Origin of the sequence: Pseudoalteromonas sp. 10-33 (assembly GCF_001469195.1) — a bacterium.
Lineage (GTDB): Bacteria > Pseudomonadota > Gammaproteobacteria > Enterobacterales > Alteromonadaceae > Pseudoalteromonas.
Genome location: NZ_LOFI01000001.1, coordinates 548,267 through 567,490 on the forward strand (window position 1 = coordinate 548,267; position 19,224 = coordinate 567,490).

At 39.8% G+C, this 19,224-nt stretch carries 14 protein-coding genes; 12 read left to right on the plus strand and 2 right to left on the minus strand.

Annotated features, from left to right (window positions below; all coding sequences use genetic code 11):
* Positions 1 to 16: 16 nt before the first annotated feature.
* Genes lepB through pdxJ form a run of 5 tightly spaced genes read left to right on the plus strand, consistent with a single transcriptional unit; the run spans position 17 to position 4,021 of the window.
* Positions 17 to 952 carry a signal peptidase I gene (gene lepB, locus ATS76_RS02515; RefSeq protein ID WP_058550912.1) on the plus strand — a complete coding sequence of 312 codons (936 nt, stop codon included), beginning with the start codon at positions 17 to 19 and terminating at the stop codon, positions 950 to 952.
* A gap of 2 nt (positions 953 to 954) precedes the next feature.
* Positions 955 to 1,632, plus strand: a complete 678-nt coding sequence (gene rnc / locus ATS76_RS02520) for a ribonuclease III (protein ID WP_006794149.1) — start codon at positions 955 to 957, stop codon at positions 1,630 to 1,632.
* Positions 1,622 to 2,554, plus strand: a complete 933-nt coding sequence (era, locus tag ATS76_RS02525) for a GTPase Era (RefSeq protein WP_058402986.1) — start codon at positions 1,622 to 1,624, stop codon at positions 2,552 to 2,554. Before rnc ends, era begins: the two co-directional genes overlap by 11 nt.
* 20 nt (positions 2,555 to 2,574) lie before the next feature.
* Complete coding sequence (gene recO, locus ATS76_RS02530) at positions 2,575 to 3,267, plus strand: DNA repair protein RecO (RefSeq protein ID WP_058550913.1); 693 nt, start codon at positions 2,575 to 2,577, stop codon at positions 3,265 to 3,267.
* Between the two features lie 22 nt (positions 3,268 to 3,289).
* The gene (gene pdxJ, locus ATS76_RS02535; RefSeq protein WP_058550914.1) at positions 3,290 to 4,021 is read left to right on the plus strand and encodes a pyridoxine 5'-phosphate synthase; all 732 of its coding nucleotides are present in this window, start codon (positions 3,290 to 3,292) and stop codon (positions 4,019 to 4,021) included.
* A gap of 74 nt (positions 4,022 to 4,095) precedes the next feature.
* On the opposite strand, the gene barA is transcribed toward pdxJ, so the two are convergent.
* Positions 4,096 to 6,882: a two-component sensor histidine kinase BarA gene (gene barA / locus ATS76_RS02540; protein ID WP_058550915.1), complete on the minus strand. Its 2,787-nt coding sequence runs from the start codon at positions 6,880 to 6,882 to the stop codon at positions 4,096 to 4,098.
* 125 nt (positions 6,883 to 7,007) lie between these two features.
* Between barA and rlmD the strand changes: the two genes are divergently transcribed.
* The 5 genes from rlmD to eno all read left to right on the plus strand — a co-directional run bounded on the left by rlmD (position 7,008) and on the right by eno (position 14,499).
* The gene (rlmD, locus tag ATS76_RS02545) at positions 7,008 to 8,333 is read left to right on the plus strand and encodes a 23S rRNA (uracil(1939)-C(5))-methyltransferase RlmD (RefSeq protein ID WP_058550916.1); all 1,326 of its coding nucleotides are present in this window, start codon (positions 7,008 to 7,010) and stop codon (positions 8,331 to 8,333) included.
* Between the two features lie 8 nt (positions 8,334 to 8,341).
* Positions 8,342 to 10,498: a GTP diphosphokinase gene (gene relA / locus ATS76_RS02550; protein WP_058550917.1), complete on the plus strand. Its 2,157-nt coding sequence runs from the start codon at positions 8,342 to 8,344 to the stop codon at positions 10,496 to 10,498.
* A 2-nt stretch (positions 10,499 to 10,500) separates the two neighbouring features.
* Positions 10,501 to 11,298 (plus strand): nucleoside triphosphate pyrophosphohydrolase, encoded by a 798-nt coding sequence (mazG, locus tag ATS76_RS02555; protein WP_082664313.1) that lies wholly within the window; start codon positions 10,501 to 10,503, stop codon positions 11,296 to 11,298.
* Between the two features lie 151 nt (positions 11,299 to 11,449).
* The gene (locus ATS76_RS02560; protein ID WP_058402981.1) at positions 11,450 to 13,084 is read left to right on the plus strand and encodes a CTP synthase; all 1,635 of its coding nucleotides are present in this window, start codon (positions 11,450 to 11,452) and stop codon (positions 13,082 to 13,084) included.
* Positions 13,085 to 13,200: 116 nt separating this feature from the next.
* The gene (eno, locus tag ATS76_RS02565) at positions 13,201 to 14,499 is read left to right on the plus strand and encodes a phosphopyruvate hydratase (RefSeq protein ID WP_058550918.1); all 1,299 of its coding nucleotides are present in this window, start codon (positions 13,201 to 13,203) and stop codon (positions 14,497 to 14,499) included.
* Between the two features lie 667 nt (positions 14,500 to 15,166).
* Here eno and mutH read toward each other — a convergent pair.
* Positions 15,167 to 15,838 (minus strand): DNA mismatch repair endonuclease MutH, encoded by a 672-nt coding sequence (gene mutH / locus ATS76_RS02580; protein WP_058550921.1) that lies wholly within the window; start codon positions 15,836 to 15,838, stop codon positions 15,167 to 15,169.
* 530 nt (positions 15,839 to 16,368) lie between these two features.
* Between mutH and rppH the strand changes: the two genes are divergently transcribed.
* Together rppH and ptsP are read left to right on the plus strand one after the other, a co-directional pair.
* Positions 16,369 to 16,887 (plus strand): RNA pyrophosphohydrolase, encoded by a 519-nt coding sequence (gene rppH / locus ATS76_RS02585; protein ID WP_058402976.1) that lies wholly within the window; start codon positions 16,369 to 16,371, stop codon positions 16,885 to 16,887.
* Positions 16,888 to 16,917: 30 nt separating this feature from the next.
* Positions 16,918 to 19,182: a phosphoenolpyruvate--protein phosphotransferase gene (ptsP, locus tag ATS76_RS02590; RefSeq protein ID WP_058550922.1), complete on the plus strand. Its 2,265-nt coding sequence runs from the start codon at positions 16,918 to 16,920 to the stop codon at positions 19,180 to 19,182.
* Positions 19,183 to 19,224 lie beyond the last annotated feature (42 nt).

A 19,224-nucleotide genomic window follows, 5' to 3' on the forward strand; every position in this document is an offset into this window, starting at 1 on the left:
CAACAAAGGATTATAAATGGCTGGTTACTTTTCAATTTTATTGGTGCTGTTAACCTTAGGCTCAGGCTTAATATGGTTAATAGACCACTTACTGTATGCACCAAAAAGGCAAGAGCGTTTAGCGTTAGCGCAAACGTCTGCTGGCGCAAAGTTAGATGATGAAACAGCAGCATTAATTGCACCAGAGCCAGTATTAACTGAAACTGCAAAATCGATTTTTCCGATGATTGCTGCTATTACTATTTTCAGATCGTTTATATTTGAACCTTTTCAAATTCCGTCAGGTTCGATGATGCCAACACTATTGGTGGGCGATTTTATTTTAGTACAAAAGTATTCATACGGTATAAAAGACCCTGTTTGGCGTACTCAATTAGTTGAGATGGACGAGCCTGAACGTGGTGACATTGTTGTTTTTAAGTTTCCTGGTAATGAAACAATTGACTACATTAAAAGAACAATAGGGCTACCTGGCGATAAGGTTGTATACCGCGATAAACACCTATACATTCAGCCAAAGTGCGGCGAAGGTGAAGTAAGCCGCAGTAACTTACAATGTGGTGAGTACAACAAGATTGACATGGAAGTGAAAGATAGAGGCGAATTTATGCTAAAAGGCATGGAATCGGTTCGAATAAATGAATCGCTTACAGAAGATGGTCACGATATTTTAATTTACCCTGAGGTTCCAGAGAAAAAAGGTCGCTACTTCAGACAAGCTGGTACTCGCACCGATGAGTGGGTTGTACCCGCAGACCACTATTTTATGATGGGTGACAACCGAGATAATAGTGAAGATGGTCGATTTTGGGGATTTGTACCAAAAGAAAACTTGGTGGGGAAAGCTGTCTTTATATGGATGAGTTTTGAATTTGAGAATGGCCCTGATGATGTTTTACCAGGATGGGTTCCAACTGGTGTTCGCTTTGAACGCCTAGGTAATATTCAGTAACAATGAAAAAAAATGTAACAGAGTTATACAACAAAATCGGCTACGAGTTTTCTGATCAAGGTTTACTTGAACAAGCAATGACACACCGTAGCCACAAAGGTCAACATAATGAGCGCTTAGAGTTTTTAGGCGACTCAATTTTGAGTTTTGTTATTGCCAATGCACTTTATGCCAAATTTCCAAAGGCACGAGAAGGCGACTTAAGCCGCATGCGTTCAACATTGGTACGTGGTCAAACACTTGCTGAGTTTGGTGTTGAATTTGGTTTAGGTGATTACCTGCGTTTAGGCCCCGGTGAGCTAAAAAGTGGGGGTTTCCGCCGTGAATCGACACTTGCCGATGCAGTAGAAGCCATTATTGGTGCGGCGTTTTTAGATTCAGGTATTGAGCGTTGCAGCGAGCTTATTTTATCGTGGTACGAATCACGCTTAGATGCTATTTCACCAGGGCTTAACCAAAAAGATCCGAAGACCCTGCTGCAAGAGCATCTACAAGGCCGAAAATTGCCTTTACCAGGCTACACTGTTGTAGATACAAAAGGCCAAGCGCACAATCAAACATTCACGGTTGAATGTATTGTTGATGGAATGGATAGCATAATTTCTGTTGGTAGCTCACGCCGTAAGGCTGAACAAAAAGCTGCTGAAAAAGCATTGAAGATAATTAAAAATGAATCTTGATACCCTAATACAACCTCATGAAGGCGATGTTGATACATTTTGTGGCATGATTGCCATTGTAGGACGTCCTAACGTAGGTAAATCGACTTTACTCAATGAGATTATTGAGCAAAAAGTAAGTATTACCTCTCGTAAGCCGCAAACAACGCGCCACCGTATTATGGGTATTCATACAGAAGGTAAGTATCAAGCTGTTTATGTTGATACGCCGGGACTTCACATAGAAGAAAAGCGCGCAATTAACCGTTTAATGAACCGTGCTGCGTCTAGTTCAATTGGTGACGTAGAACTGATTATTTTTGTGGTTGAAGGAACGCACTGGACTGCTGATGATGAAATGGTACTAAATAAAGTATCGCAAAGCGGTAAACCAGTGATGTTGGTCATTAATAAAATTGACCAAGTAAAAGACCGTGATTTAGTGCTTCCTCATATGAAGTTATTAGGCGATAAGTTTGACTTTGTAAGCATTATGCCGGTTTCGGCAAAGCAAGGTAAAAATATCGACCTTATTAAAGATGAAGTAACAAAGCGTCTTCCGCCATGTGAGTTTTATTTTCCAGATGACTACGTAACCGATCGCTCGATGCGTTTTATGGCTGCCGAAGTGATCCGTGAAAAGCTAATGCGTTTTATGGGTGAAGAGCTACCTTACTCGGTCACTGTTGAAATAGAACAGTTTAAATGGCAAGAAAACGGTGTTTGGCATATCAACGGGTTAATTTTAGTTGAACGTGAAACACAAAAGCGCATGGTTATTGGTAACAAAGGCGAAAAGCTAAAAGTGATTGGCCGTGAAGCTCGAAAAGATCTAGAAGAAATGCTTGATAACAAAGTATTTTTAGAGCTTTGGGTAAAGGTTAAATCTGGTTGGGCTGATGATGAACGTGCCCTTAGAAGCCTAGGCTACGGTGAAGACTAAGACAATAAGTAGCCTACTTTATGGATAGTGACTTCTATACTGCATATTTATTACACCGACGTCCTTATAGTGACTCACAAGTAATGCTTGATATGCTAGTAGAAGGAGTCGGTCAGCTTAGAATGATCGCAAGAATTAGTGGCCGCCAGGCCACTAAACACAAAGCGCAATTACAGCCTTTTCAACCTCTACTTGTTCACTACAGTGGTAAGTACGATTTAAAATACATTAATAAATTTGAGCTGCACGGCGCACCGCTTTTTCTATCAGGTGATGAGCTTTATTGTGGTTTTTATTTAAACGAGTTAACAAACAGAATAGTGCCTGTTAATGAGCCAATAGAACAAGCTTATGAGCTTTATAAATCTCATTTAGAAAACTTAAACAGTGGTGCCGATTTGCAATCTGTTTTGCGTTCTTACGAATTTCAATTACTCGAATTATTGGGTTACGGTGTTGATTTTAGTTTTGATACCAATGGTGAGCCAATAGATGAAGCGCTTACGTATAGTTATTTTCCTGAGCTTGGGTTTGTTATTCAAGAAGATACCCGCTCAGGCTTTAGCGGTGAACAGCTCCAAGCAATAGCAAATCATGACTTTAGTCGAAAAGATGTGTTATATATGGCAAAACAGTTAAGTCGCTATTTACTAAAACCTTTACTAGGTAATAAGCCATTAAAAAGTCGTGAATTATTTACGGCCTCTCAATAAACGTAATTTTACAGGTAAAATAATGAAAGATATTCTTTTGGGTGTAAACGTTGATCATATTGCAACGCTTCGCCAAGCACGAGGCACAACTTATCCCGACCCAGCGCATGCAGCGAGCGTTGCTGAGCACGCCGGTGCAGATGGCATTACCATTCATTTACGTGAAGACCGCCGTCACATTCAAGATCGTGACGTATATGTAATGGCAAAAACAATTCAAACGCGTATGAACCTCGAAACAGCAGTAACTGATGAAATGATTGCTATCGCTCTTGAGGTAATGCCTGAGTATGTTTGTTTGGTACCAGAAAAACGTGAGGAATTAACTACAGAAGGCGGTTTAGACGTTGCGGGTAACATAGACAAAATAAAAGCGGCAACTAAAACCCTTAGCGATGCAGGTATCAAAGTCTCATTATTCATTGACGCGGATACTGCACAATTAGATGCTGCAAAAGCCTGTGGCGCACCTTATGTTGAAATACACACCGGTGCTTACGCAGATGCTACAAACGATACTGACTTAAGCAAAGAGCTTGAACACATTCGTCAAGGTGTACAATACGCAGCAAGTTTAGGTCTAATTGTGAACGCAGGGCATGGTTTAAACTACCATAATGTAAAACCAATAGCCGCAATGCCAGAAATTTATGAGTTAAATATAGGCCACGCTATTATTGCGCGCGCCGCTATTGACGGCTTAGATAAAGCAGTACGAGATATGAAGCGCTTGATGCTTGAAGCGCGTATTTAATAGTAAACTTTACTTTTAAGACGTAGCTGACACCAGCTGGTTTTGAGTCAGTATTCAAAAATAAAAAGACGCGATTACAATGCGTCTTTTTTATTTTTACCATTCATTTTTGCGTCAACCAATAGGTTTTCAAGCTCATCTTGTAGCTCAAAAAGTTCAGGCTCTACATTTTCGAGCACGCACTCATTTTTAAGTGAAGTTTCAATAGTTTCAGCTAACGATTTTAATTTTGGTACACCAGTGTAGCAGCACGCACCATGGAATTTATGCACAATGCTGAGTACTTGTTCACAATCTTCATCATCAATAGCTTTAGTAAGTAAATTCAGCGTTTCTGGTACGCTTAAAAGCAGCATATTGAGCATTTCAAGCGCCAATTCGTTTTTTCCACCAGCCCGTTGTAATGCGAGCGGCCAATCTATTCGGCTACTCTCAAAAGGCGCTGGGCTTTGGGGTATTTCATTTTTGCTTTTGTCACGGTTTATTGGCGTTTGTGGGCTGTGGTCGCTAATAATTTGTTTAAGCGTATCTTCATCAATAGGCTTGGTTAAATACCCTTTAAAGCCATCTTTCAGTAGTTGTTCTTTTTCGCTATGCAATGCATGTGCGGTTACCGCAATAATAGGCGTGTCTTCATTAAGCGACGACTCTTGAATAAGTTTACACGCGGTTATGCCATCCATTATTGGCATTTGAATGTCCATAAAAATAACATCGTACTTATGGCTTTTACTTAAACTATAAGCCTGTGAGCCATTGTGAGCGGTATCAATAAGCTCAACTTGCTCATCAAGCAGTGTACATATCAGTTTTAAATTAGCGTCGTTATCATCAACAACTAACACTTTGAGTGGCAACAACTTTTGCTCGCTCTGCTCTATATTGTGAACAGGGTGGTCGAGTCTATATGGCGCAGCAAGCACCTCGCATAGCTTACGATGATTAAGCGGCTTACTTAAACAGGCATCTGCACCGCTGCCAATAAACGCCTCTCGCATATTATGTGAAACGGTGTTGAGCATTAAATATAAATAATCGGTCGAGTCTCTTACTGTTTTTACATAGCCTTTTAATAGTTGCATATGATCAACCGATGCCATGTGACCTATTAAACAAATATCAAATTTAGTTTGGGTATTTTCTATGGCTGACAAAAAGCTGGCTTCGTTAAAGCACGGCGTTACGTTTGCTTGCCACTCTGTCAACAACGACAATACTGCATGATGCGTATGCTCGTGTGGCTCTAAGTATAAAATACGTTTACCAATAAGTGATTTACTTGGCAGATCGTTGGTAAATACGTGATTAGGGAGTCTAAAAACGCTATTAAATGTAAAGCATGTTCCGTTACCAGGCGCTGAGTTTAACGATATGCGCCCATTCATCGCTTCAACAATATGTTTGGTGATAATCAGGCCGAGTCCGGTACCCCCAAATTTACGCGTAATGCTCGAATCTGCTTGGCCAAAAGGGGTAAACAATGAATCTTGTTTATCCATTGGTATACCCACACCGGTGTCTGTTACCGACACTAAAACAGAGGCACTTTCTTCATCAAGTAAGCGGTAGCTAATATCTACTTTTATAGAACCTTGTTCGGTAAATTTAATTGCGTTACTTAGTAAATTAATAAGTACTTGTTTAAAGCGAGTGGGATCGCCAGTCAAATCGTCAGGGACTTGCGGGTTTATATAAATAGAGAGCTCAAGCTGTTTTTCATGAGCGCTTGGAGCAAGCAGTGTCATGACTTCGTTTACAGCATCGCGCAATTGAAATTGAATAGACTCAAGTTCCATCGCACCAGCTTCTAGTTTAGAAAAATCTAAAATATCGCTGATAATGGTCATTAAGCTATTAGCCGACAACATGATTGTATCTAGGTAATCTTTTTGGTGCTTGTTCAGTGGTGTTTTATAAAGCTGGCGAGTAAACCCCATTACACCATTGAGTGGCGTACGTAACTCGTGACTCATTTTTGCTAAAAAGTCAGACTTAACACGGTTAGCATCCTGCGCTTCTTTTTTTGCCATTGTGAGCTGAATATTCTGCGTTTCATACTGTTCAAGCGTTTCACGGTAATCACTGGTTGCTTGGTCAATATTTTTTTGCATTTCGTCTTTTTGCATCACCATGGTATCGGCTATCGTGTTTAGCCCTTCACGAAGAATATCAAATTCACCTAACATGGTATCGGTAAGGCCTGTACTTCTTTTTCCTTCAACGAGCTTGTCGGTTGCAAGTACTAACTTATTCAAAGGGGTCATAAACATACGGCTAAGTTTAAATGCCATAATTGCCGCTAATACCAAAGATAAAATAATAACAATGCCACTAACAAGTAAGGCGCGTTGTTGACCAATCACGGCTTTATCTTTGTTTAGCTGTAAAATAACCGTGCCCAATGTTGTTTGAAAAGCAGAAGAATCCCACTGAGTGTTAGGGGAAGAGTGCCCAATAATGGGGGTATAAAACGTGATGATATCTTTTGAGGACTCTATTTTAGTGACTTTAAGTGATTCAAGAGACGTTTGATTAATTAATTCATCAAATGAGCGGTGGTAATTACTCGTCATCAACAGCTCGTTGTTAGTGTCAAATATAGCAATTGATTTAATAGACGGTGAGTGGCGATTATGTGTAAAACTGATTAAACGATTAAGTAATACTTTATTTTTATCAAGAAGTGGCTGCTCTAGGGCAATAGCTAAGGGCTCTGAAATAGTTGCACCTTGTTGATATAAAATTTCATCAAGCTCAATGTAACGATTTACTGTAAAATAACCACCAAGCAGCAATCCAATGATCACCGTAGGGATCAGGGTCAAAGTTAAAACAGAATCACGTAAGCCTAATTTGGTCATAGTGGGAGCATTATTATCATTATTAGTATGTTTTGAGTATATACGTTTCGATGCTTATTCTCAAAGCTTCCCCTAGGTGTGATTAGTAACGAGTTTTAACCTAAATAAATGTAAGGTAATGCCACATGGCACAAATTTTTAAAGCGAAAAAAAAACCTCTTCAACAAAAGTCAGTGGTGCTCGATATAACAAATATGGATCACCAGGGCCGTGGCATAGCAAAATATAACAATAAAGTATGCTTTGTTGCAGGTGCATTACCAGGCGAGCAAGTAAAAGCAACGCTTGTTGATGATAAAGCGCGTTACAGTAATGCTGTTACACACAAAGTGATTAAAGAAAGTAAAGCAAGGGTAGCGCCTTTTTGTGAGCATTATAATCACTGTGGTGGCTGTCAATTACAGCACTTAGATGTGAATCAGCAAGTAGTTGAAAAGCAAACCGCGGTTGAGCAGCTTTTCGAAAAATTTGCCAAACAGGCAAATTTAAACTGGCAAACTCCATTATTAAGTAAACCAACACATTATAGGCGAAGTGCACGAATAGCGGTTATGTTTGATAAGGCTGCTAAAAAAATGCGTATAGGTTACAGAGCGAGCGGTTCTAAAAATGTTGTTAGTATCAATAAGTGTGCAGTTTTGACTGATGTCTATGAAGCTGTTTTTACACTTTTTGATGAATTAATTAATCACAATAAGTCACTACACAGTATAAGCCACTTGCAATTATGCCAAAGTGAAACGCATAACTTTGTGGTTATTCGTCACACTAAAGCGATTAATGATGAAGTAAAGGCAGTGGTTAAAAAAGCCTGTATGCCTTACAAATACTCAGTCATTTGGCAAAGCGAAAGTGATGTAATTGACCATACTAATATTACTATGCCTTACTATTACCTAGATGAATTTAAACTAAAATTAGAGTTCGGTTTAGGTAATTTTATTCAAGTTAATGCGCAAGTTAATCAAGCTATGTTAAAACAATCGGTAGATTGGCTTGGTTTAAATGGCGATGAAAATATATTAGATTTATTTTGTGGTATTGGTAACTTTTCGCTCGTGCTGGCAAAACAAGCAAAAACGGTAATTGGTATAGAAGGGGTTGCTTCTGCGGTTGCAATGGCCGCGCAAAATGCGCAAACTAACTCTATCAGTAATGCGCAGTTTCATTGTTACGATTTAACGCAAAAAATACAAAATGCGCAATGGTTTAATAAAAACCTAGATGTGTTGGTACTAGATCCTTCACGTACTGGTGCAATGGCTATATTAGAGCAATTACCTTTAAAGCAATTTAAAACAATTTTATACGTCTCTTGTGACCCTGTTACTTTAGCCCGTGACAGCGCTATTATTTTGCAAGCAGGCTTTGAGCTCAACAAAATTGGGCTAATGAATATGTTCCCTCATACTGGGCATATTGAAACTATGGCGTTATTTCAACGGAGGTAAAGCGCATTATGGTAGCGACACGTCAATCACATCAACAAGATGAAACGGGTGATCTTTTTACACGGTTAAAAGCACTCGATCTGTCTACAGAAAAGATTCAGTTGCTTAATAAGGCGCAAGCGCTTTGTGTTAAAAGTGATAACCAAGCTTGGCAAAATACAGCCATCGAAATGGTAGAAATTTTAGTCGAGCTAAACCTTGATGCCGAATCGTTAGCCACGGCCTACTTAACACCTTATTTTTTAAATGACGTTGTCTCCCTTGAAACCGTTCAAGAGCAGCTCGGTAGTAATATATCGTTGCTGTTAACGGGCGTTTCTCAAATGGCGACTATCAGTACTTTGTCGCATCAAGGCAAAGGCACTGTTCAAGTTGATAATATTCGTAAAATGTTATTAACCATGGTTGAAGATGTGCGGGCTGTGGTAATAAAGCTTGCCGAGCAGGTTTGTCATTTACGAAACGTGAAAGACGCCGGTGAAGAGGAGCGGGTTATTGCCGCTAAAGAAACCGCGGATATTTTTGCTCCTTTAGCAAACCGACTTGGAATTGGCCAATTAAAGTGGGAGCTTGAAGATTTATCGTTCAGGTATTTACTCCCAGACACTTACAAAAAAATAGCCAAGCAACTTGATGATAAACGACTTGCCCGCGAAGCCTACATGGAAGACATGGTAGAGCAAGTTAAAAGCCGTTTAAGTGAAGCAGGTATAGAAGCTGAGGTATATGGCCGGCCTAAGCATATCTACAGTATTTACAAAAAAATGGCGCAAAAAAACTACGAGTTTGATCAACTTTTTGATATTCGTGCCATGCGTATTGTGGTTGACCGCTTGCAAGATTGCTACGGTGCGCTGGGTATAGTGCATACCAACTGGCGCCATTTAAATAAAGAATTTGATGATTATGTTGCAACGCCTAAGCAAAATGGTTACCAGTCAATTCATACCGTTGTTTTTGGCCCTGAGGGTAAAACCGTAGAAATACAAATTCGTACACAAGACATGCATCAGGATGCAGAACTAGGCGTAGCTGCTCATTGGATGTACAAAGAAGGGGCCTTACCCGGACGTGGTTCGGGTTACGAGCAAAAAATTAGCTGGCTACGTAAATTACTGCAATGGCAAGAAGAAGTGGTGGATGGCGGCGATTTAGCTGAAGAGCTAAAAAACCAAGTTGTTGAAGACCGTGTGTATGTATTCACCCCGCGTGGCGATATTTTTGACCTACCATTAGGGGCCACGCCGCTCGATTTTGCTTACTACATTCATTCTAATGTGGGACACCGTTGTATTGGCGCAAAAGTATTTGGCAAAATAGTGCCGTTTACGCATCAATTAACGACGGGCGATCAGGTCGAAATTCTCACACAAAAGCAGGCTAACCCGAGTAGAGATTGGTTAAATCCGTCATTGGGCTACATTAAATCGTCTCGTGCGCGGGCCAAAATACACCATTGGTTCAAGCAACTTGATCGTGATAAAAATTTAAGTGCGGGTAAAGAAATTCTTGATAATGAGCTACAAAAGCTTGATTTAACATACAAAGATTTAGCTCCAGCAATTAAGCGATTTAACTTTAAAGAGCTTGATGACTTAATGGTCGCGATAGGGGCGGGGGATGTGCGCCTTAACCAAATGCTTAATTTTGTTACTGACCGCACAGAAGACGAACCCGTTATTCGTTTTAAAGCACCAAGCAAAGTAACGGGCGATAAAAACGGCATAGTGGTTGATGGCGTGGGCAGTTTAATGAGTCATGTAGCTAAATGTTGCCGACCAGTGCCAGGCGATGAAATTATTGGTTATATTACGCAAGGCCGTGGTATAGGCGTTCACCGTGATGATTGTGATGCATTTAATAACTTGAAAAAACAGCATCCAGAGCGTGTTGTAGAAGTTAGCTGGTCTGAAGATATAAATGGATCATACGCGCTTAGTATAAAAATTGAAGCAAGCGACAGATCTGGACTCATTCGCGATATAAGCTCTGTACTTGCTAACGAAAAAGTAAACGTAATTAATATGAACGTTAATACTGTGGGTGCTGACCAGTTAGCGGTATTTACCATGCAAATAGAAGTACACGATTTATCGGGTACAAACCGAGTGCTCTCTAAATTGCACCAAATTGAAGGTGTTCACCACGCTAAGCGAGGGCAGTAGCTTTGGCTAACCATTCAGCATTAACAGAACTTTTGAGTATTATGCAAACACTCAGAGATCCCAATGGCGGCTGCCCGTGGGATCTTAAACAAGACTTTAAATCAATTGTGCCGCATACACTTGAAGAAGCCTATGAAGTTGCCGACTGCATCGAATCGGGTAATTTAAATGAGCTTAAAAATGAGCTTGGTGACTTACTGTTTCAAATTGTGTTTTATGCCCAATTAGCGCAAGAACAAAGCTTGTTTGATTTTAACGATGTAATAGAACAATTAAATGCAAAGTTAACACGTCGTCATCCTCATGTTTTTGGCGACAAAAAACCGCTCAATGATGAGCAGTTATCATTGCAGTGGCAAGCTATTAAAGCCCAAGAGCGAAGCGAAAAAGCATTAACCAATACATCATTGTTGTGGCAAGATATTCCTGCAAATATGCCAAGCCTTAGTAAGGCTAAAAAAATTCAACAGCGAGTGGCTTCAATGGGTTTTGACTGGCCGACTTATCATGGTGCGCTTGATAAAGTAAACGAAGAAGTACTTGAAGTTAAAGAAGCAATAACGCACGACCCCTTATCGGATCACACAGCAGAAGAGCTTGGCGATTTACTATTTGCCACCGTTAATGTGGCTCGCCACGTCAAACGTGACCCAGAGCAGCTCCTCAGAAATGCAAACGATAAGTTTTCTGCCCGATTTGAAAAGGTACAAGCATATTTGCAAGCGCAAGGTAAAAGCCTAGAGACAGCAAGCCTTGAAGAAATGGATAATGCGTGGGAAGCAATTAAAAAACATAAATAAAATAGCGCACGTTTTTTAATCGCCCATTCGCTAATTTTAGCTGGATTGCTAAAGCGTGTTTTGGTACAATTTCGCCCCGTCTTGATGATATGCCCATAGCCACTTTTTTGGGTGTTATATTCCTTTTAATTCCTGATATTCTAGGGTTCGCATGAGTACAAAATTTATCTTCGTTACTGGCGGGGTTGTTTCTTCGTTGGGTAAAGGTATTGCAGCAGCATCGTTGGCGGCTATTTTAGAAGCCCGTGGCTTAAATGTTACTATTTTAAAGCTGGATCCTTACATCAACGTTGACCCAGGCACAATGAGCCCAATTCAACACGGTGAAGTATACGTTACAGAAGACGGCGCAGAGACTGATCTTGATTTAGGTCACTACGAACGTTTTATTCGCACCAAAATGACTAGCCGAAATAACTTCACGCAAGGCCGCGTATATGAAGACGTATTACGTCGCGAGCGTCGTGGTGAATACCTAGGCGCCACTATTCAGGTTATTCCTCATATCACTAACGATATTAAACAGCGTGTTTATGAAGGCGCTGAGGGGCACGATATTGCCATTGTTGAAATTGGTGGCACGGTAGGTGATATTGAATCACAACCGTTTATCGAAGCAATTCGTCAAATGGGCACAGAGATCGGTCGCGAACGCGCACTCTTTATTCACCTAACGTTAGTGCCTTTCTTAGGCCCTGCGGGCGAAGTAAAAACAAAACCAACACAGCACTCGGTTAAAGAGCTTCGTTCTGTTGGTATTCAGCCAGATATTCTTATTTGTCGCTCAGATCGTAAGTTACCTAATAACGAGCGTGCAAAAATTGCATTGTTTACCAATGTTGAAGAAAAAGCGGTAATTTCACTACCCGATGTAGACAGTATTTACAAAATTCCAGCATTGTTAAAATCACAAGAGCTAGACAATTTTGTATGTCGTCGTTTTCACTTAGACGCGCCTGAAGCTGACTTAGTTGAGTGGGAACAAGTACTATACCAAGAGTCTAACCCTACGGGCGAAGTGACCATTGGTATGGTTGGTAAATACATTGAATTACCCGATGCGTATAAGTCGGTTAACGAAGCATTAAAACATGCGGGTCTTAAAAACCGTTTAACAATTAACATCGAATATGTAGATTCACAAGACCTAGAAAGTAAAGGCGTAGAATTACTTTCTCACCTTGATGCTATTTTAGTTCCAGGCGGTTTTGGTGGTCGTGGTGTTGAAGGTAAAATTTTAGCAGCTAAATACGCTCGTGAAAATAAAGTGCCTTACTTAGGCATTTGTTTAGGTATGCAAGTAGCGCTTATTGAGTATGCACGTAATGTAGCAGGCTTAGCTGATGCTAACTCTACTGAGTTTAATGCCAAATCTGCAGCGCCGGTTGTTGGCTTAATCACCGAGTGGTTAGACGCCGAAGGCAAAGTAGAAGTTCGTGACGAAAAATCGGATCTTGGTGGCACAATGCGTTTAGGCGCACAAAAATGTTACTTAACACCAGGCTCTAAAGTGCACGAAGTTTACGGTAGCGACGAAATTGTAGAACGCCACCGCCATCGTTACGAAGTAAATAACAACTTTGTAGACCAGCTAGAAAAAGCGGGTTTAACATTCTCTGGTTTATCTGAAGATAAAAAACTGGTAGAAATTATTGAAAACAAAGATCACCCTTGGTTTATTGCCGCGCAGTTCCACCCGGAATTCACGTCAACACCACGTGATGGTCATCCGCTATTTGAAGGGTTTGTAGCAGCAGCGCATATCCACCAAAAAGCGTCATCGTAACTTATAAAAAGCCGTGCATGTATTGTACGGCTTTTTTGTTTTTAAGACTGACTAAGCTATATCAAACATAGTAAAGTTAACAAAACTCACCATTTTGGGAATATAGAGGAAACAAGATGTCAAATATCGTAAAAGTAATTGGTCGCGAAATCATGGACTCGCGTGGTAACCCAACTGTTGAAGCAGACGTACATTTAGCCGATGGTTCTTGGGGTCGTGCGGCAGCACCTTCAGGCGCATCTACTGGTACTCGCGAAGCATTAGAGTTACGTGATGGTGACAAAGCACGTTACTTAGGTAAAGGCGTATTAAACGCGGTTGGTTACATCAATAAAGAAATTGCTGATGCGTTAGCTGGCCAAGATGCACTTAACCAAAGTGCAGTTGATAAAGTAATGCTAGATTTAGACGGCACTGAAAACAAAGAAAAATTAGGTGCAAATGCAATCTTAGCAGTATCACTTGCAACTGCTAAAGCAGCTGCACAGTCTAAAAAAGTAGAGCTTTACGAGCACATTGCTGATTTAAACGGCACACCGGGTGTTTACTCTATGCCATTGCCAATGATGAACATCATCAATGGTGGTGAACACGCAGATAACTCAGTAGATATTCAAGAGTTTATGATCCAACCTGTTGGCGCTGCAAACTTCCGCGAAGGCCTACGTATGGGCGCAGAGGTTTTCCACAGCCTTGCAAAAGTACTTAAAGCAGACGGTCATTCAACAGCGGTTGGCGATGAAGGTGGTTTTGCGCCAAACCTTGAGTCTAACGAAGCGGCACTTGCAGCAATTAAAGTTGCGGTAGCAAACGCAGGTTACGAGCTAGGTAAAGATATTACTTTAGCGATGGATTGCGCTGCATCTGAGTTTTACGACAAAGAGGCAAACATTTACGATCTTAAAGGTGAAGGTAAAAAATTCACGTCTGAAGAATTTAACTTCTTCTTACAAGATCTTACTAATCAATACCCAATCGTTTCAATTGAAGATGGCTTAGATGAGTCAGATTGGGATGGCTTTGCACACCAAACTAAATTAATGGGCGATAAAATCCAATTAGTAGGTGATGATTTATTTGTAACTAATACTAAGATTTTAAAACGTGGTATCGACAACGGTATTGCTAACTCAATCTTAATTAAGTTTAACCAAATCGGTTCACTAACTGAAACGTTAGCGGCTATTAAAATGGCAAAAGACGCTGGTTTTACTGTTGTTATTTCTCACCGTTCTGGTGAAACTGAAGATTCAACAATTGCTGATTTAGCTGTTGGTACTGCTGCAGGTCAAATTAAAACAGGTTCATTGAGCCGTTCTGACCGTGTTGCTAAGTACAACCAATTGCTTCGTATTGAAGAGCAATTAGGCGCTAAAGCACCGTACAATGGTTTAAAAGAAGTTAAAGGTCAGTAATTCTTTTTTAGACGCTGATTTTAAATTTTAAGCTATAAATCCTCGCCAATGCGGGGATTTTTTATGTTGCTTGTAGTTTTTTTTGTTAGTATGAGCTTCAATTTACAGGGAATTGTAGTGCTAAAACTTTTCATTTTTTCTGCAGTGCTTTCCTTATCAATGCATATACAACTTAATGGCTATAATTAAAATGGATATTCATGTCAATGATCTTAGCTACTTGTTATTTATTTTGCCTGTAGCAATTATAATGGTTTTTTTATTAAAAAAAGTGACATCTAAAACAAACGTTAAGCATAACGTTATGCTTAATTTTATTTTAACGATGTTATTTTTTCCTGCAGGGTTTGCACATTTTATTTGGTGTATTTATACATCAATAAAAAAGCGAGATTGTAACACTCAATAATTTTAATCTAGTGGGGGAATTCCCCCCTTTTTTAGGAGTTTTAAATAATGTATTTTCACTCATCTTTTTATTACATTATCGTTTTACCATTTTTGCTTATTTTTTCAGGCTTGATTTTTTTTCTAAATAAAAACTCTAATACTAAAAGTAGTATAGGTTTGAGTTTGGTTTTGACATTTGTGAATATCTTTTTTGGTCTATTTCATTTGTTTTACGTTATTAACAAAGTGCTCAACGAAGTCCCTGATAATAAAATGCTCACAAAGTGAATTGCTGCTTTAAAATGTCACCTGTAAAACAGGTTTTTAAGTAAAAACCACGCGGAAGAGTTTTAATTATTTGCCCGTTTGGGCCAATGGCATCGGTCACAATTTTGCTATTCGCGGCTTTTGGGCGTATTTGCATTGCATCGCCTAAATGGCCTGATATTTCATCAACCCTACCAAGCGCAATCAACTCCATTTGTTCTTCCCAATCTCGCTGTAGTTTTGCATCTTGCTCGGGCGTTGGTTGCCATAAAAAGCCGCTGCCTATGGTTCTATTAAACGGTGCGATATCACGCTCGCTTAAAACTGGAAGCCATAAAACATGGTTAAGCTTTTTACGAACCGTACTAGTGTGCCATGTCATGCCTGTTACATTTATTAATGGCGTTACAGATACAAAGGTGGTTTCAAGAGGTTTGCCTTTATAAGAAATAGGTAGCGTTTTAAGTTCAATACCTAAATCTTCAAAATCGGGTAGGGGTTTAGAACCCGCGGTTGCACCTAAAACGTATTCAATTAATTGACCCGTCCAGCCTTTTTCTCTTAATAAGTCGTCAGGGGTTTTAAAGTTATATTGTTCAGCAAGCTGCCCAAGCGTAAGGCCAGCAATACTGTTTACACGTTGAGTAAGATCATTAATTGAAAGTGGTTTAGTTGGGCGCATAATATTAATTTTAGTTGAATAAATACCACTGCCATGATAGCAAAACAGCTAAGCCGTGGATATCTTTAGGTTTGTGTGTTTTTTGTTCGCTGTTGTGGTGTGTTAATTTTATACATAGTTAAAATTATGGATAACTCGTTAAGTTACTGACTAACTTGGTTTTTTTTAGTTTGTAAGTTTTGTTCGTATTGGTCGTTTTAAAAGTTAATGGGATAAATACAACTATATGAACATGTTTATCCACAGAATCTGTGGAGAACAACACGTTTTAGATCTTATATTGTGGATTTGTTTGCAAAATGAACGTGTTTTTTAAAAGTTATGCACAAACTGTGAGTAACTAGAGTAAAACAATAACTGCAATAGCTTTTGCACATTTTTTTAAAATTTATTGCTCTCATCTGTATGTTTTATCTACTGGGTTAAAGCATAAACGTCATTCACCCGTGGGCTTGTCTATAATAGTGTTTGCCGTATTGCGACTAATGTGGAACAATCATTAAAAATCGACTTACAAATGAGGCACTAAGGTGATTGATGCCGAAGGTTTTCGTGCCAATGTCGGAATTGTAATTTGCAATAATCAGGGACAAGTATTTTGGGCCAGACGCTACGGTCAGCACTCTTGGCAATTTCCCCAAGGCGGTGTTGATGATGGTGAAACACCAGAACAAACTATGTACCGTGAATTACACGAAGAGGTCGGACTGCGACCAGAAGATGTAGAAATTGTCGCAAGTTCAAAACATTGGTTACGCTATAAATTACCCAAACGATTAATTCGTCGCGACTCAAGTCCGGTGTGTATTGGGCAAAAACAAAAATGGTTTTTACTGAAACTTCGTTGTAAAGATGAAGATGTAAACTTACTTAAAACTCATCACCCAGAGTTTGATGATTGGCGTTGGGTGAGTTACTGGTACCCTGTTAGGCAGGTTGTGTCGTTTAAACGGGATGTTTACCGACGTGTAATGAAGGAGTTTGCTCCTTTTGCTATGCCCTTTAATAAAAGAGAACACCATAAAGACCATTGGCGAAGTAAAAGGTAATAACTTTATAATAAAATAAAGGAGCAGGACATGCTGGCAACACTAAGATCTATTGCTGAGTCTGTATCGCAACAAGCGAATTTAGACACTGCTTTAGTGTGCTTTGTGCAAATGGTGAAAGACGCCATGAAAACCCAGTGCTGCTCTATTTATTTTGCCGACTACAGCCAAGACAATTTTGTATTAATGGCTACCGAAGGGTTAAACCCTGATGCGGTAGGCAAGTTTAGAATTGGTTTTACAGAAGGTTTAGTGGGGTTAGTTGCTCAACGCGAAGAACCCATTAATATAGCTTTTGCTAAATCGCATCCGCGCTTTAAGCTCTCTCCTGAGGTAAACGAAGAAGGCTATAATGCTTTTTTATCGGTACCTGTGGTTCATCAAAAAAAAGTACTGGGCGTTATTGTTGTTCAACAAAAAATGGCCCGTGTATTTAGCCAAGATGAAGAGTCGTTTTTAATAACGCTTTCTGCTCAACTTGCTTCACAATTGGCTCATGCCGAAATTAAAGAAGTACTTCGTCAAGACGAGTCATCTCATCAAACATCTGTTTTAAAAGGTGTATCTAGTGCGCCGGGTATAGGTATAGGTACCGCATTTGTACTTTTACCAAAACTTGACTTTAAATCAATTGAGCTCCAAAAAAATAGTGATGTGACTGAGCAGCGTCGCCTGTTTACGCAAGCAGTGGCGGCTACACGTAAAGAGTTTAATACGCTTTCGATGACGTTGAGTGACTCTATTCCTCAAGAGGCATTAGCCGTATTTGATGTGTATCAACAGTTATTAGATGCTAAAAGTTTAGGTCACAATGTTGAGGTTCAGTTACTCGAGGGATGGTGTGCAAAAAGCGCACTTAAAATTGTGATTGAGCGTCTAATTTCGCAATTTAATGCGATGCAAGACCCATACATAAAAGAGCGTGCTGTTGATGTGAAAGACATTGGTTTACGCGTATTACATCACTTAGTTAACACCGAACACGCAGTAAAAGATTATCCAGCAGATACCATATTAATTGCAAATACATTAACCCCCGCGATGCTTGCTGAAGTACCAAAAGGGCATTTAGCAGGGGTTGTTAGTGTTAATGGCTCAGCCAATAGTCATGCATCTATTTTGACTCGCGCAATGGGGATCCCCGCTATTTGGGGGATAGAAGATTTACCATTACTTCAATTTGATGGTAAACCAATGATATTAGATGCGTTTGCAGGGCGTTTGTATATCTCACCCTCGCAAATGTTATTAGACGAGTACGCAGACCTACAGCATCAAGATAATCTGTTAAATAATCGTTTTTTAGCAGAGAAAGAGTACGAGTCTATTACTTTAGATGGTGAACACGTCAGTTTATTGTTAAATGCAGGGCTAGAATTAAAAACAGATCAAAACAACGCACATGTGTGCGACGGCGTCGGCTTATACCGTACTGAAGCGTGGTTTATGCAAAAAGGCCAGTTTCCTTCTCAGTTAGAGCAAGAAAATTGGTATCGAGAAGTGCTCACCAGTTATTACCCAAACCCCGTCGTAATGCGTACGCTCGACATTGGCGGCGATAAAGTGCTTGACTACTTTAATATAACCGAAGAAAACCCATTTTTAGGTTGGCGTGGTATACGTATTAGCCTTGATCATCCCGAGTTATTTTTAGACCAACTCAAAGCAATGCTTAAGGCAAATATAGGTTTAGGCAATTTAAAAATAATGCTGCCGATGATCAGCGGCACAGAAGAGGTAGATGAAGCATTGGGGCTATTTGAACAAGCTTACTTTGAACTAAACGAAAACTTCCCTGAGCAGCAAATAGATCGCCCCGATATTGGTATTATGCTTGAGGTGCCTTCCAGTGTGTTTATGTTACCTGAATGGTCTAAAAAGGTAGATTTTTGTTCAGTAGGCAGTAACGACTTAACACAATATTTATTGGCGGTAGATAGAGCCAACGCGCGTGTTGCTGAGCTTTTTAATCCTTACCACCCAGGGGTGCTTAGGGTTTTAAGTAAAATAGCCGATGAGTGTGAAAATTATGAATTACCCTTTAGTTTATGTGGTGAATTAGGGGGGGACCCAGAGGGGGCCATATTGCTAATAGCCATGGGATATAGACGGCTGAGTATGAACTTATCGTCTTTAAATAAAGTGAAATGGGTGCTTAGGCGTTTAAGCGTTGCCGACATGGAACAGTTGTTAAGCGAGTGCTTAGCACAATCAACAGCTAAACAAGTTTTGCGTTTAACGCGCAATTTTATGTTAGAGCATAAATTAGGTGACCTATTTTATACCCCAAAGTAAAAGGTGCTTACTTAATTAATTTTAATACGCAGATGCTATTCG

What these genes read in the sequence shown, in the direction of transcription:
- rnc (WP_006794149.1), top strand. Translation starts at nt 955, where the DNA reads ATGAAAAAAAATGTAACAGAGTTATACAACAAAATCGGCTACGAGTTT.
- eno (WP_058550918.1), top strand. Translation starts at nt 13,201, where the DNA reads ATGTCAAATATCGTAAAAGTAATTGGTCGCGAAATCATGGACTCGCGT.
- era (WP_058402986.1), top strand. Translation starts at nt 1,622, where the DNA reads ATGAATCTTGATACCCTAATACAACCTCATGAAGGCGATGTTGATACA.
- lepB (WP_058550912.1), top strand. Translation starts at nt 17, where the DNA reads ATGGCTGGTTACTTTTCAATTTTATTGGTGCTGTTAACCTTAGGCTCA.
- ptsP (WP_058550922.1), top strand. Translation starts at nt 16,918, where the DNA reads ATGCTGGCAACACTAAGATCTATTGCTGAGTCTGTATCGCAACAAGCG.
- recO (WP_058550913.1), top strand. Translation starts at nt 2,575, where the DNA reads ATGGATAGTGACTTCTATACTGCATATTTATTACACCGACGTCCTTAT.
- barA (WP_058550915.1), bottom strand. Translation starts at nt 6,882, where the DNA reads ATGACCAAATTAGGCTTACGTGATTCTGTTTTAACTTTGACCCTGATC.
- pdxJ (WP_058550914.1), top strand. Translation starts at nt 3,290, where the DNA reads ATGAAAGATATTCTTTTGGGTGTAAACGTTGATCATATTGCAACGCTT.
- ATS76_RS02560 (WP_058402981.1), top strand. Translation starts at nt 11,450, where the DNA reads ATGAGTACAAAATTTATCTTCGTTACTGGCGGGGTTGTTTCTTCGTTG.
- relA (WP_058550917.1), top strand. Translation starts at nt 8,342, where the DNA reads ATGGTAGCGACACGTCAATCACATCAACAAGATGAAACGGGTGATCTT.
- mutH (WP_058550921.1), bottom strand. Translation starts at nt 15,838, where the DNA reads ATGCGCCCAACTAAACCACTTTCAATTAATGATCTTACTCAACGTGTA.
- rlmD (WP_058550916.1), top strand. Translation starts at nt 7,008, where the DNA reads ATGGCACAAATTTTTAAAGCGAAAAAAAAACCTCTTCAACAAAAGTCA.